Raw genomic sequence first — 13,322 nt, 5'->3', positions numbered from 1 at the left:
TTTTTGGTAGTCTTTATAAACGTAGTGGCTGATAAAATATGTGTTTGCTTGGGTGTTCGACCGCCAGCAATAACCCCGTAAAGGTATTCGCTTTAGAGCGTTAAACTTTCCCGCGCTTTGCCCTCCCACAGATTTAGGTAAATCACCCTCTGGCGGGAAGCTCTCTTTTGACATCCGGTGCCCATCGGCCAGCCGCTGTATTTGCTGCCAGAGTAGCTATCGTTTGGGATATCGTCGTCAGTCACGGTGCCTACACTATAGTTAATATATAAGTTAACTTCAATCGAATTTCAAGCATAGATCATCAAATCACTTTGCACCACGGTGTTTGGGGCTGCTTGGCACCGTCTGCCTTTTTTCGGTGCTGCCAGTATCGCGGTGAGAGCAGCGCTCCAGATGATGTATGGGCTGCTTGGGCTCAAGTACCCTAGGTGGTGAGCGGAGCACATCAGTGGGGCAGGGCATGCTTCTCTGGTGTAGGTGAAGCGTTGGGCGCTGCTCAAAAGCATTATTTTGGCTTTAATAGGCTTCATTGCATCGCGTAAATCATCCATGTTGTGTCTATATAATTGCCGGTTACATCCTGCTTTGACAGATGGTTAAGCAGGTTTTTCATGGCCCCATCTATGCTGGTAACCTCTGCCATACTTATAAAGTTCGGCGTAGGTCGTATAAACAATATTGGCGCTGGACGTGTTTGGTAGCCGTTTATGGGGTAGATATTTGGAATAGCTGACCATCTAGTGTAGCTGATTCGTTCGAAGCGCTATTCGAGCCAGGCCCTTACCATTAGCATAGCCAATAAGCGGCTGGTATGTAGCTCGGTTGTTGCGTGGGAAGAGCAATACTTGAGCCCAAAGTACTATGAATTTTTTGGGCTTGACAGAATGTGTGCTATTGCCGAAAGTGTTCGCAGGAAAAAAATAATTACATTGGGAGCTAGTAGTATTATGTGGAAATATCTGTTTTGTTTGTGTGCATTGTTGGTCGTTGGGTGTTCATCCGTCCCCTCACTAGAAGATAAGCCGGTGGGAGATGACGGTATATTGTTTTTTTCCACTGCGGGTGAATGGGATTATGGAGGTGTATACATTAGCGGCGAGCATAGAGGGTGGTTAAGGCAGTCTCAAGCGGCTATTCGCTTGGCGCCTGGACAGTATGCGCTCACTATGTTCGAGCGTCATTCAGGGTATCAAGGGAAATATGTGTCTACGCTTTCTATGCACATCCCCTTCACAATTAAGGCGGGCCAAGTAACTTCACTAGGAAAACTGGCAATTTTCCGTCAAGGGGGCAAGCAGGCCATCGTCGCGCTGGAGGATAAAAAAACCGGCCAATGGTACTTAGAGCAATACTACCCTAAATTGTATGGCAGTTTGGCCGAGCAAGATTTCGGCTTCGCTGATATAAAATTTTCCCCCGCTGAGAGTTTAACAGGGCTTCGTCAAGCGTTTGCCCGAGCCCACAGTATAAAGCTTAAGAGACAAGGGGATCTTGAGTTTGGTGAGTTGGGTATCATTGCCAAAAAAGAAGGTTCTACGCGGCACTTTGTTGACACCGAAACCTTGGCAACGTTATTGCCCGCCGAGCAGCACTCCTCTGTTGATGAGCACTATTTCTTGGATAACTTTGGGCAGCTGTTTTGCTATTGTGATGAGGAGGTTGTTCCTGTCGGTCATGCTGAAGGCCAATACGTGTCGGCATTGGCTGTGTCGCGCAATATGATGCTTGCGGCAGACGGGGTTGGTGGTTTAAAAACATCAAAAGATCGGGGTGAGAGCTGGTCTGCAGTGCCCGTTTTGCTCAGTGAAGTTTATATGATTCCGCATTTTTCCTTTTACCAAGATCAATTGTTTGTCGGGCCGCTGACGCGCGATTATCGAGCGGCCGACGCAAACCCTAAGGGTGTGGTTTTTGACGTCAATACGGCTGAGTTTGACACGATTGGCTGGTCAGAATACGTAACTGAAAAAACACGCTTTTATAATGTTGGTGGTGACTACGTATTTGACCCCGTCAACCTGAATAAAAAGCAGACGTTTCTGTTTCGCTATAACGGCAAAGATAATGATTGGGATGAGGTTAAGTTGCCTAACAGGCATTGCGATATCGCCGTTGAGCAAGACGTAATCAAGCTCAATTGTCGTCAGGGTTCAGATTTTGTTTCGCCAGACGCCGGTCGTAGCTGGCAAGAAGTGCTCGAGAATTAAATAAAACTCGAAAGAAGTGGGCCAGATTAATATATGGCTCCACTTATGTAATTAGCCTGAACGGAAAAAGAAAACCAAACCTCGCCGGTCAGAAGACCGGCGAGGTTTTTTATAACGATTGAGCCATTACTGACAAATGTCCCCTGTTACGTTAACGGTCTCGGCGCTGCCTGAGCCCTGAAAGCCAAAGCTTACCGATTGCCCTGGGTTAATGGTGCTGTTTCGGCTGGCGGTATATGGGCCGCTACCAATAAATGGCAATAAATGGGGTCAGATCAAACTTATGGCGCATTAAGCATTCTTGGGCGTGAAGGTGTTGAATCTGCGACAGAATAAAATCTTTAATATATGGCTTAGCTTAGTCTCCCATAATCATAGCGTTCCTATGAGTTTTTCATCGACGATAACATGCAAGACTGGCCGCCGGCCCAGCCCAGCAGGCGCTAAAGATCCTTAGCTGTTCTCAATTCGAAAGCCTATTTTCATAGTCACTTGGTAATGCGCTACTTTTCCGTCGTCTATATGGCCGCTAGTAATGGGGGGATTATTGGAGGGATTACAGGGCCAAATGAACCTCTTATAATAATTTTATTATGCGCCCCTCAAAAAAAGTGACATATAACAGGAGAATGAATACTTACATATAGTCTATTTGTTAGCGGGAGTTTGGTGTGGAAATACGTTTAGCTAATTTTAGTCGCCCGTCCCAGTAATTTAAAATATGGAAGCTGTTTAATGTGGCTGAGAGGTCACTTGTCTTAAGGGTATCTACACTCATAAGTTTTGATGATCAATAGGTGATGGTGACGGTCACGGTATCACTATAGCTACCACTAGGGAGCGATTGCGGGGCGGGAACGCGGCCATAAATGGTCAGGTTTTGGCTGCTTCCGGTGCCGGCATTGTTAACCGTGTCGACATCCGGTGTGTTGCCCCAGCGTAATGTCCGGCCGCTGTCACGGTAGAGTTCGTATTCGACATAGTTTTCTGTTGTTCCAAGGCGCATGTGGCGTGTTGCGCCCACAGCATGCAGGCCGTCATCAAGCGATACTTTCCACGGTGTCGTTTTCGTACAAGTAAAGCTGAAATTGGTGGTTTGATCTTGGTTGCTGCTGATTAATCCTGGTGTCGAGCCAAAATTAAGATTATTCACAACATCGATTACACAGCTAGCAGGAACAGTAGCATTAGCGTTAAAGGGAAAGGTAATGCTGCCACCTCCATTTCCGCCAGAGGTACAGCTGGTGGGCCAGCTGGGTGTGCCTAATAAGCGTTCTGCATAACGGTAATCTAGGCGAGTATGTGCACCAACGAAAGAGTTCTGATGATTACCTGTTGCCAAGGCAAGTTGTGCAGGTATTTGCCCATATAAGATGGCGGAAGTTGTACCTGAACCACCTAGCACAGGAACGGAATACTGTAGGTCAATATCGACATCGCTTGCTACAGTATTGCTCCAAGTTTGATAGCGTCCTGCATCGCGATAAATTTGAAACTGTACTTGCTCTAATGATGCGGTGCTCATTGTTCGTGCGTTTACGGTGCTGTTAGTGGCTACACCGGCATCAATATTTAGGCACATCCGTACTCGAGCGGTCGCCAGTAAAGACAGGCCAAAGGTATTGCACTCGATGTTGACCGTTGCTGTATTATTTTGTGTCGCGCCCATACTGATGTTGCCAAAAACCAGATCACTGGCACTGGCGTTACAATTAGTCGTAGCTAATGTGCTGTTTGCTAAACTCAATAACCCGCTAAAAATTAGACCTAAGAGGATGCTTTTTGATGGCTTCATTGTGCAGCCTCTAAGCATTTGAAAGGGCCAATGATGTAACTGCTTGGTTTTTCGTTTTTGGGAATATCAAACTCGACGTGACAGATGCCGTTAGGCGTGATCACACGCAGTTGATTATGATCTTGTAGTTTTTGAATATAGGCTTGGCCATCAAAACCAACAAATATGAGCTTGTCGGAGCCGTCGGTTTGTTGAACTTGGCTAGCAATGGGCAGTGGCTGACCGTTAATGTCGGTTAAAATTACAGTGGCGGCTCGAACTTTTTCTATCGAAAATTGCACTAATGTCCCGGCACGATCACTTGGTGTTACGATTTTATCAATGATAGTAATTGTATTGTCCGCAGGTAAATCCATCGGATCAACTGACAGCCTGTTACGCTGCCAAGTATTAAGCCGTGACACTAATAGATTACCGCTATCGTTTGTGTAACCTATTAGACGATTTTCTAGTTTGACCGGCATGTTTGATATGCCATCTGTAGAGACCACTGCAAAGCCATCATTGATGCGGCGTGACGCAAAACCTTGATTGTTCATCAATACAAGACTGCCGCTCGCTTGGGCATATCCAGTATTGTGTTTCTCAGTATGCGCTATACCGGCATCAATGCGGCCATAATTTCCCAGCCAGTTACCTTGGGCTGAGGCGTTGGTCGCGTTTTTATTTTTACCGGTTTGCAGGCGCCAGCCAGAGCCGCCATCGCTGGGTAAAGTTCGCTGTAGACTGGCTTGATAATTATTTTTTTGAGCGTGGCGCTGTGCCGTAGTGCTGAGTTGGTAATCACGGTTAAAACTGACATTAATACCGAATTGCAGGTTACAGTCTTTACTGTCATTGAGGTTTTGATTATAGGATAAGTTGAGAGAAACCCTGCCGCCGATGTTATGACTCCAGTACACCCCAGCATAGCGTGATAGCGGCTCATTGCTATCGCTATAGTCAAAGCGCGTTGCGCTGATACCAATATTACCTAAGTGAGGTGTATATAGACTGGCTAAGACCTGCTCGCTAAGCCGGGAGGGTAAAGGACCATAGTGGGTGGCCAAATCACGATAATTGCCAAAAGTGCGCTGGCTAGCTGCAGAGAAGTTAAAGCGTGAGTTATTCCAGCTATAACGCCATGCTGTTTGGTGCCCAGTCTTCCCGTTCTCGTCACTATGTGTGTGAGCAAGGCTGATAACCCCCGCCAAGCCAGGCTGCCAAACAGCGCCAATACCACCATTGATGAGGCGGCCTCCGGTTTCAGCATGACCTTCCATTGTCAATTGGTTGTTCAATCCGTAACGAATGCTACCTGTGGCGCTCGGCTCATCACCATACGAGAAAGAGCGAACACCGTAATCTTTATGTGCAACGCCAACATTAACCGTCCAGTCTGATAAACCTTTAGCCAGTAATTGTTGCGTACTGTAAAAAGGGATATCGATTGTGGTAGAGCGTCCGAGAATGTCGGTGGTTACGACTTGCGCTTGACCTGTGCCGGTAATTTTGGGCGCGGAATTTAATTCAAATGGTCCGGTAGGTACATTAGATTGATATCGACGGATGCCGTCAATGTAAAGTTCGACCGATGAGGGTAAGGTTGCCTTGCCGATAAAAGATGCCAGTGGTGAGGTGGTGCGATAAGGCTGTAATTTAAAGCTGCGACTAAACTGAATACCACCAAACCGAAGCGAGCGGGACCAGTTAAGTCCGCCACTGATAGAATCGCCGATAACTAAGCGTGTTGCATTTTCAGGGAACGACCATTCGCCAAAAGTATCAAGAGCGACTGTTTTACTTTCCCAAGAGCTGTCTTCGGCTTGCTCGGCGTGAGTGGTTGATGTATGGCTAAAGACGCCGTTGCCAAAGCCAAAGATACGAAACTCAGTGGCGGCAGAGGCTAAACGATGTTTATTATCTTGATTGAAGTAAAGATCATAATTAAATAAAACGCCGGGTGATGCTGTTGCTTTAGGGGCGTTCTGCGATGAGTCTGCCCAGAGTGTGGTGACGGGTAGCGATAATAACGATAGTGGGGCGGTGAGCTTTAGTTGTTGTGTGCTAACTAAATAATTTACTTTAAGCCCGGCTAGTGAGCTTAATGCGATGTTGTCAGTGCCTACAGCATCGTTAACGATAAACCCTAATTGTTGTAGGTCGCCGACTTTGGCAAATAATTCGTGGTTTCGTTGGATGATAGGTAGCAGCCTAGGGTAGCGTGTTTGATTGAGGATCACCTCAAGGTACAGGGTAATATCGGCTTGAGAAGAATAGTCTGAAACATCGTGAGAGAAATGGTGAGTTTCAAGGTCGGTTAAATATTGTTCGCCGAATACATCAGCTGTGAGCAATGCCAGAAAAATCCCTCCAGTTAGACTAATTTGTCTCGGTGATAGAGATAAGAGTGCGATCGAGCAGCTCACCGTTTATCCTTGCTGTAAATTCACCACCACCAATCAAACTTAGATTATCATCTAGTCGCCATTGTCGTTGCTGCCCCGGCAAGACATAACCTGCAAGCCCCGAGGCTATACTGATTCGCTGTTGGTCTTGCTTCCAGGTAAGATCAGTAATATGAGCATGACTATTACCACCATTACTGATGCGTAAAAAATATCCGTCCTTTTCTTTTATTAATTGAGTGCTCAGTATCGGCTGCATGGCAATTTGTTTAGGCGGTTCTAAAAAGACTGGAATAGAATAACGTAACCGAAATTGTAAGCCATTGGTTGGGGTGCTGAGGGTATTATTAGTGGCTTGCTTGGCTCTCTCGAGATTTACTGGTAGCTCATCGATAATGATTCGAAAACTGCTTTCGATATCCGTGGGAGGCGCCCCATTTCGTACGATTCGTACAAGTTGGTTAACGCCAGGGGCGAGTTGCAGCATCGGAGGGCTCGCCACGATTGCACGAGTGGGCAGTAGTTTCTCTTCGCCGTTTTGTTGCTGCCATTCAAAGACACGAACTTGTGCATATAAATCTTCTCCCCCGGTGTTAAGCAGTGTTATGCCTGAGGCGCTGTGCTCTGCAACAACAAATACTTGGGTAGGAGATACTTGCATATTAGCTTCGCAGATAGAACCGGTCAGCATAAGGGATAGTATTGTTACCCTCTGTAGCAAGTGCCTCACTGCAGTTTCAAAAAGAAACTTTATTGTCGTGAAATTATAGCTCACCACGTTATTGTAGCAGTCACAGTGTCCTTGTAATCTTGTGCGGAAGCGTTGGCACTAGGGACTTGAGCATATATAGCGTGGCTCTGTGTTGTACCATTCCCCGTCAAGCCACTTTTAACCGCACCAAAAGTAACGCCATCCCCCCACAATGTTGTGTAAGTATCTAAGTAGAGTTCGTAAGGGACAAAATCAGTAGCGACTGTTTGGCCTATCATGCGCCGCGAAGTCGCATCTGCATTGGCTCCGTTATTTAATGCTAGGGTGTAGGGTGTACCTTGTGTGCAACTAACCTCTATAGAGGCCGTGCTGACTTGGATATTGGTTGCCGAGGATGCTTGATTACCAAAAGCTACATTGCCGTCGGTGGCGGTGTTAATGCTGCAGGATGATGTGATTGTAAGGGTAACGTCAAAGTTGCCAGTCTCGGAGGAGGCAAATACTAACGGGGTAAAACAAAGAACAGAGGCCTTAATGATAACGTTAATAAAAATACGACGATTAAAATATTTCATTTTTTTCACCTTATCCATGTCCGTTATATCCGTTTTATTTTCTTTGAGTGTAGTAAAGCTATGATTCCTGTCAAGAATAAATTGTGATGTGAGGCAGTGCTTCACCGTAGTGACACTAGATATGCACGGAATGAGGGTTCGTATTTTTAAAATATGCAACTGGATGCGCCTTCAGTCAACCGAGCAACAGAGGTAGCTAAAGGCTATCGAGCTTTATCTTTAAGAGCCTGCCTTTATTAATCTTATATTTAGTGAATACTTTTTAGCTTCAGTTTGTTGTTCTGCATAAGCATGCCTATGTGTGTCCTAAGTTCTGGCTGCACTGCATGTTAGGCTTGGATTTCGAATCGGTTTTATCGGGCGTGAAGGGGTAAGGCTAGGTTCTATATTAGTAGCCGCTTTATAAGTCAGCGGGTACCGACGTGTAGGACTTGGCGATAGCCCAGTATCGTTCATTTTACATTAGCGCTTTAAGATAAGCTGAGTGTATGATAGCGGCAGTTAAAATTATGGTGCCTAATAACGGCTGAACGTTTACCCGCCCAAAATAGAAGCAACTACCGCTCAACATGTATCGAGGATGCCGCTACGCAGGCCGCGCTGCAGCCTTGGGTTACGATGGAGTGCCGCCTTGGGCGCTGGCAAGCAATTGGCTCAGATGGAAACGGCGGCTGTAGGTTGCGAGCGAGGGGTACAAGAGACACAGTTGGCCTCTGTGCATAAGTTGGGCATTACTCCGCCGGGGTTTTGTGCCCTGTCTTATAGCACTCCCGAGCAAGGCTTACGTTTTTCTGATTTAGACGGTGATGACGGTGCCGCTATGTTTTTTATACCCGAGCGCACCGAGTATGATCTATACGTTCCTGCAGGCGCTCAGACGTCTTATGTGACCTTTAATTTTACAAGAGGCGCGGGTGTTAGTTCCGGCGCAATGGGAGTGCGTACCACACCTTTCGCAGGGCGAGCGAGTTTATTGAAATTTGTTTTGTTGTCGATACCGTCCCTACCATTAATGCTATTTGCAGGGCTGCGGGTGTCTCCGAGGCGCTTCGCGTGAAGCGTTTGATACACAGCGCTTGCTTGCGGCGGTTAAAGTGGCAGGACAAATTAATTATGACAACACAGTGTTAACTCCCAGCGGCGCGTTTGGATGACGATCAGGATGCTTTGGTGCCGATGATTATGAAAGTGCCGGCTTTGAGTTTGGTATTCAAAAGCCCTTCTGAATCGATTAATCCTGTCTTAAGCCGACGCTGTTAAATCAACGCCGTTAAACCAAAGGTACTTTGTTTGTGCCTTTGGTTTAAATCGATACTTGGATTTAAGTCAGTATTTGATCGCTTAATGGGTTATCCAAAGTGTGTCTTTGCTCCGCCGAACATCTATCACTGCACGATTGCTACTGTTGTTTTTCTAAATAATTTCTTAACAAACGTGTGTTGCGCGTGTTGGCTTTAAAAAGTGCATCAAACACATCACCTACCACAGGCACCAAACCGCCGAGAAAATCAATACCCATGTTAGCTATTATGCGCAGCTTTATTGACCGGCTTGCGCCAGCGCGGTGCGCCTCGAGTAAGACGTAACCCGATAGCAGCAGACCGGTTAAATCACCCACCACGGGTATCAAGCCTATAATGGCCTCGGCACCAATCCGAAAGTTGGTAAACGGAATCGCAATGCTGCTGTCGGTTAGCCGGCTGAACTTATCCAGCCGTGCCAAAATGGCTTGCTGCTCGGCTTTAGAAGTTTTTGGCATTGCGCATCCTCGCTCGCTCATTCGGTCTCGGCACTAATATCTTGAAACGCTTGCACCAATGTATCGACTTCTTGAGCACCAGAAATCAGGTACTTATTGTTGATGATAAACGCCGGCACGGCGCTAACACCGGCCTGCTGGTAGGTGGTTTCGTCATCCCGTACGGCAGTGGCGTATTTGTCGGAGTCTAAGATTGCGCGCGCTTGCGTGGTATCAAGGCCAAGGTTTGCAACGCAATGCAACAGAACGTCGTGCTTGGAAACGTCTTCGGCTTTGCCAAAGTAAGCATCAAACAACGCTTGTTTCATTTGTGTTTGTAGGCCTTGCTCGCCGGCCCATTTAACCAGCCGGTGACCATCAAAAGTATTGCAGGTAAAGCGCTCTTGCAGCTTTTCAAAGTTGATGCCGAGGTCAGTGGCGATTTGCATCATCTGATCTTGATTGGCGCGCATGTCGGCCTCGGTGCTGCCGTATTTACGCACTAAGGCAGGCAGGATAGGCTCGCCCGCGCCGCTGTGGTCCGGGTCTAGCTCAAACGCGTGCCACTGCACGTTAAACTCGTACCCAGGTGCTAGCTTGTGCATCGCTTGCTCTAACCGCGCATAGCCGATCGCGCACCAAGGGCAGGCGATGTCAGAGACGATATCGATCTGAATCTTGTGCATAGGGAATCCTGTCAGTTGCTAAAAAGGTTTTACTTGTTGCCACTTTAACACGTGGTTTGGGTTGCTTGCTCTGATCGGGTGCGGATGGTTTTGTTCCGTTCATCTCTTTGTTTGTCTTTTACTTGGATGACTTGACCCAGAGCTTGGCATCAGCGACTCTACTCTTACCGCCATAAACTATTATCAGCCCATTACCAAACCCCATGACTGCAAAATACCATTGTTTGTACTCTTTTCGTCGCTGCCCTTATGCTATGCGCGCTCGTCTCGGCTTGTTATTTGCCGGCTTACAAGTAGAACTGCGAGAGGTTGTATTAAAAAACAAACCACCGCAGATGCTGGCCATTAGCCCGAAAGGCACGGTGCCCGTGTTGCAGATGCTGGGTGGCAGGGTAATAGAGCAGAGCCGCGACATAATGGTATGGGCGCTAGAGCAGCAAGATCCGCAAAAGTTGTTGGATGAAAAAATTTTGCCGCAGGCCAACGCCTTGATCGAACAAAACGATAACGATTTTAAGTACTGGCTGGATCGCTACAAATACGCCGATCGTCACCCCGAGATGCCCCAGGCTGATTATCGCTTAAAAGGCGAAGGCTTTTTACAGGTGTTGGAAGGCTTGTTGGCTAGCAACCGCTTTTTGTTAGGGGCTAATGCGAGTATTGCCGATATCGGCATTATGCCGTTTGTTCGTCAATTTGCCCATGTGGATCGCGAGGTATTTTACCGTCTACCTTACCCAAACCTGCAGCAGTGGCTGCAGTATTGGTTGCAGCAATCATTGTTTGTACAAAGTATGACCAAGTTCCAGCCGTGGCAAGAGGGGAGTAACGCGGTGATTTTTCCTGCTTAGTATAAAAATTGCGGACTTAAGTTTCTAGCTATAAATTTATAAGCGAATTGTGACTCTCGGTTAAGCAATACACACATTCAGGTATACGGCCTAAATTAATAGACCAATAAAAATTATCTATAAATACGGTTAATTATTGCAGTTAACAATAAATGGAGTATGTAAAAATATGAAGGGACTTTTCAAAAAAATCTTGCAAGGTTTAATGTTTGGCTTAGGTTTTGGTATTGCATTTGTTTTTGTGCAAATGTTAGCTGTGTCCTACTTTTTTGATGAAGCCGTTGGTCGTTCTTTTACCTCAACTGACTTTGCCAGTGATGAAATTAATACGCCGCCGCCTATTGTTGAGGGCTACCTTGGCTCTACCGGTGTTTCTTCGGGTAATATCTCCGATATCGATAATAATGTGCTTGCTGCCGGGGCTGGGGAGATCCGCGGTGTTGTGGTCGGTGATGGTAAGCGGGTAGAGGGGTTGAGGTTACGCCTTGGTTTAAATAGTGCGGTATATAGCCAGTGGGCAACGACTGACGCTGCCGGTGAGTACCGTATTGCGGTCCCCTTTGGCGAGTACCAAGTGAATGGGTTTCAATTGGATAGTGATACGACAGATGGTGCTTTGCCTGGCTTGATTATTAGCCCGATGAATCAGCACAGGTCTGATCGTTTTCTTGTGGCGGAGGGTGAGCCGGGCGAAGGGCTTGATTTACAGTTTGTAAAGCCGGTGGTGAAACGCGTAAAAACAAAACTTGTTACGCTTGATGAGCCCATAGTACTCGCTTGGGAGCCTTATCCCGAAGCCTCATATTATCGAGTTCAGGTTCAGCAAAAAGCTAATCTTAATGACTATTTAGGGAATGACACGCTTTTTGCTTGGGCCGATATGCCTGAGGTTACTGATGCTAGTCTAGTCTTACAGGATTTTACGGAAAACTTAACATCGGGGTATTTTTATACCTATTATGTAACCGCAATTAGCGAAGGAGGGGCACGAATCTCTGAGTCGCAGCGAAGGCATCAAGGGTATGATTTTCAGATACAGTGAAACGGAAGAAACCTAAATCATTGGTGTCAGGCTCACGTATGACTAGATTAAGAGTTTTTATGGCGATGCATATTACCCGACGTTAATGCTGAATTTGTAAGGGGCAGTTAATGAAAATTAGTAAAATAATGAGCAAAAACGTAGTTGTTGTAAAAATGGACGATCGACTTAGTCGGCTTAAAGAGCTGTTTGATCAGACGGGTTTTCATCACCTGCTGGTGGTCGAGGATGAGCGTTTGTTTGGTGTTATTTCTGATCGAGATCTGCTCAAATCGATTAGCCCAAATATAGACACTATAGCCGCTACTACTAAAGATTTAGCCTCTTTGAACAAACGAGCACATCAAATAATGACACGCAAGCCTATATCGTTAACGGCAGATTCTACGGTAAGAGAGGCGGTGGATATCTTCAATTCACACAAAATATCGTGTATTCCAATTGTTAATGAAGCTCAAAGGCCTATCGGCATCTTGTCTTGGCGAGACATAATGAGAGAGATTGGCCGACCACGATAGCCTGTAGTGAAGCCATAGCCATTTAGGGGGTTAACAATGGTCGCTTAGGTTTGATCTGGTGGGCATCTAGCCGTTTGAACCTGAGTGATTTTCAACCTAAATCGATCTTTCGGCAAGTAACGTGTCTTTTGGTCTTTTGTTGCCGTATATCTGGTGCAGATTCTTTGTCGTCAGAGTAGTTACCGCGTTATGAGAGTTTCTGCTGGAATTTGGCGGCTCAATCAGGTTAACTTGTGACATAAACTATAACCAATGGATCTTTGGGCTTTTGCATGCAGGAATACGAACTCTCCACCCTGTGGTTTATCGCCGGTATTGTACTGATGGTGTTAGAAATTCTGTTGCCTGGTGGCATCGTGTTTTTTCTTGGCCTTGGTGCTTCGCTGGTTGCGCTGTTGCTTTTTACCGGCTTTATTGACGGCTGGATACAGGCGTTTACCGCTTGGTTTGTCGGATCGCTACTTTTGCTGTTCGGCTTGCGCGGTGTGGTACAAAAGCTTATTCCGGCCCAAGTAGAGCGCGGTGGAACAGATGAGGATTTAGACGCCTACGACCAGATTGTAGAGGTTGCCGAGACCATTCCCCCCGGTGGCGAGGGGCGCATTATGTTCCGTGGCAGTACTTGGAACGCTAAGAATTATCACCAAGACCAAAATCAAGCGCTAGAGGCGGGAACCCGTGTACGTGTAGTGTTTCGTGATAATTTACGGTGGACTGTCGAGGCTCTCGATTCGCCCGAAAACCAAAACGAAAAACCAATGGAGTAATACCCATAATCATCGCCGGCGTTGAAACCTTCGCCGGTACT

13 protein-coding genes are annotated in these 13,322 nt (G+C 46.6%); 6 read left to right on the top strand and 7 right to left on the bottom strand.

Annotated features, from left to right (window positions below; genetic code table 11):
- The first annotated feature begins 950 nt into the window (after nt 1-950).
- Nucleotides 951-2,210, top strand: coding sequence for a hypothetical protein (locus GILYN3_RS07195; protein WP_157484868.1), 1,260 nt, complete (start codon nt 951-953; stop codon nt 2,208-2,210).
- A 453-nt stretch (nt 2,211-2,663) separates the two neighbouring features.
- On the opposite strand, the gene GILYN3_RS17055 is transcribed toward GILYN3_RS07195, so the two are convergent.
- The 5 genes from GILYN3_RS17055 to GILYN3_RS07175 all read right to left on the bottom strand — a co-directional run bounded on the left by GILYN3_RS17055 (nt 2,664) and on the right by GILYN3_RS07175 (nt 7,679).
- Nucleotides 2,664-2,747 (bottom strand): dodecin domain-containing protein, encoded by an 84-nt coding sequence (locus tag GILYN3_RS17055; protein WP_408606308.1) that lies wholly within the window; start codon nt 2,745-2,747, stop codon nt 2,664-2,666.
- Nucleotides 2,748-3,000: 253 nt separating this feature from the next.
- On the bottom strand, nt 3,001-4,005 hold the full coding sequence (locus tag GILYN3_RS07190) for a Csu type fimbrial protein (RefSeq protein ID WP_049722208.1): 1,005 nt from the start codon (nt 4,003-4,005) through the stop codon (nt 3,001-3,003).
- Entirely contained in the window at nt 4,002-6,341 is a 2,340-nt protein-coding gene (locus tag GILYN3_RS07185) for a fimbria/pilus outer membrane usher protein (RefSeq protein ID WP_049722207.1), read from the bottom strand. The genes GILYN3_RS07190 and GILYN3_RS07185 overlap by 4 nt, the downstream gene beginning before the upstream one ends.
- Before the next feature lie 25 nt (nt 6,342-6,366).
- On the bottom strand, nt 6,367-7,053 hold the full coding sequence (locus tag GILYN3_RS07180; RefSeq protein ID WP_198147297.1) for a fimbrial biogenesis chaperone: 687 nt from the start codon (nt 7,051-7,053) through the stop codon (nt 6,367-6,369).
- 110 nt (nt 7,054-7,163) lie between these two features.
- Complete coding sequence (locus tag GILYN3_RS07175) at nt 7,164-7,679, bottom strand: Csu type fimbrial protein (protein ID WP_049722205.1); 516 nt, start codon at nt 7,677-7,679, stop codon at nt 7,164-7,166.
- Between the two features lie 631 nt (nt 7,680-8,310).
- On the opposite strand from GILYN3_RS07175, the gene GILYN3_RS07170 reads away from it, so the two are divergent.
- The gene (locus tag GILYN3_RS07170; RefSeq protein ID WP_049722204.1) at nt 8,311-8,736 is read left to right on the top strand and encodes a hypothetical protein; all 426 of its coding nucleotides are present in this window, start codon (nt 8,311-8,313) and stop codon (nt 8,734-8,736) included.
- Nucleotides 8,737-9,078: 342 nt separating this feature from the next.
- Here the strand turns inward: GILYN3_RS07170 and GILYN3_RS07165 are convergent, their stop codons facing one another.
- Both GILYN3_RS07165 and GILYN3_RS07160 read right to left on the bottom strand, forming a co-directional pair.
- Complete coding sequence (locus GILYN3_RS07165; protein ID WP_049722203.1) at nt 9,079-9,438, bottom strand: DUF4112 domain-containing protein; 360 nt, start codon at nt 9,436-9,438, stop codon at nt 9,079-9,081.
- A gap of 17 nt (nt 9,439-9,455) precedes the next feature.
- Nucleotides 9,456-10,103, bottom strand: a complete 648-nt coding sequence (locus tag GILYN3_RS07160; protein WP_049722202.1) for a DsbA family oxidoreductase — start codon at nt 10,101-10,103, stop codon at nt 9,456-9,458.
- A gap of 203 nt (nt 10,104-10,306) precedes the next feature.
- Here GILYN3_RS07160 and GILYN3_RS07155 point away from each other — a divergent pair, with 203 nt between their 5' ends.
- From GILYN3_RS07155 to GILYN3_RS07140, 4 genes are all read left to right on the top strand, one after another.
- Nucleotides 10,307-10,954 (top strand): glutathione S-transferase, encoded by a 648-nt coding sequence (locus tag GILYN3_RS07155; protein ID WP_084005172.1) that lies wholly within the window; start codon nt 10,307-10,309, stop codon nt 10,952-10,954.
- A gap of 169 nt (nt 10,955-11,123) precedes the next feature.
- Nucleotides 11,124-11,996 (top strand): hypothetical protein, encoded by an 873-nt coding sequence (locus GILYN3_RS07150; RefSeq protein ID WP_049722200.1) that lies wholly within the window; start codon nt 11,124-11,126, stop codon nt 11,994-11,996.
- A 110-nt stretch (nt 11,997-12,106) separates the two neighbouring features.
- Nucleotides 12,107-12,514: a CBS domain-containing protein gene (locus GILYN3_RS07145; RefSeq protein WP_049722199.1), complete on the top strand. Its 408-nt coding sequence runs from the start codon at nt 12,107-12,109 to the stop codon at nt 12,512-12,514.
- A gap of 272 nt (nt 12,515-12,786) precedes the next feature.
- Nucleotides 12,787-13,281 (top strand): NfeD family protein, encoded by a 495-nt coding sequence (locus GILYN3_RS07140; RefSeq protein WP_049722198.1) that lies wholly within the window; start codon nt 12,787-12,789, stop codon nt 13,279-13,281.
- Nucleotides 13,282-13,322 lie beyond the last annotated feature (41 nt).

This window comes from Gilvimarinus polysaccharolyticus (genome assembly GCF_001187555.1).
GTDB lineage: Bacteria > Pseudomonadota > Gammaproteobacteria > Pseudomonadales > Cellvibrionaceae > Gilvimarinus > Gilvimarinus polysaccharolyticus.
The sequence above is the reverse complement of the archived record's forward strand: the minus strand, read 5'-3'. Positions and strand labels throughout refer to the sequence as shown.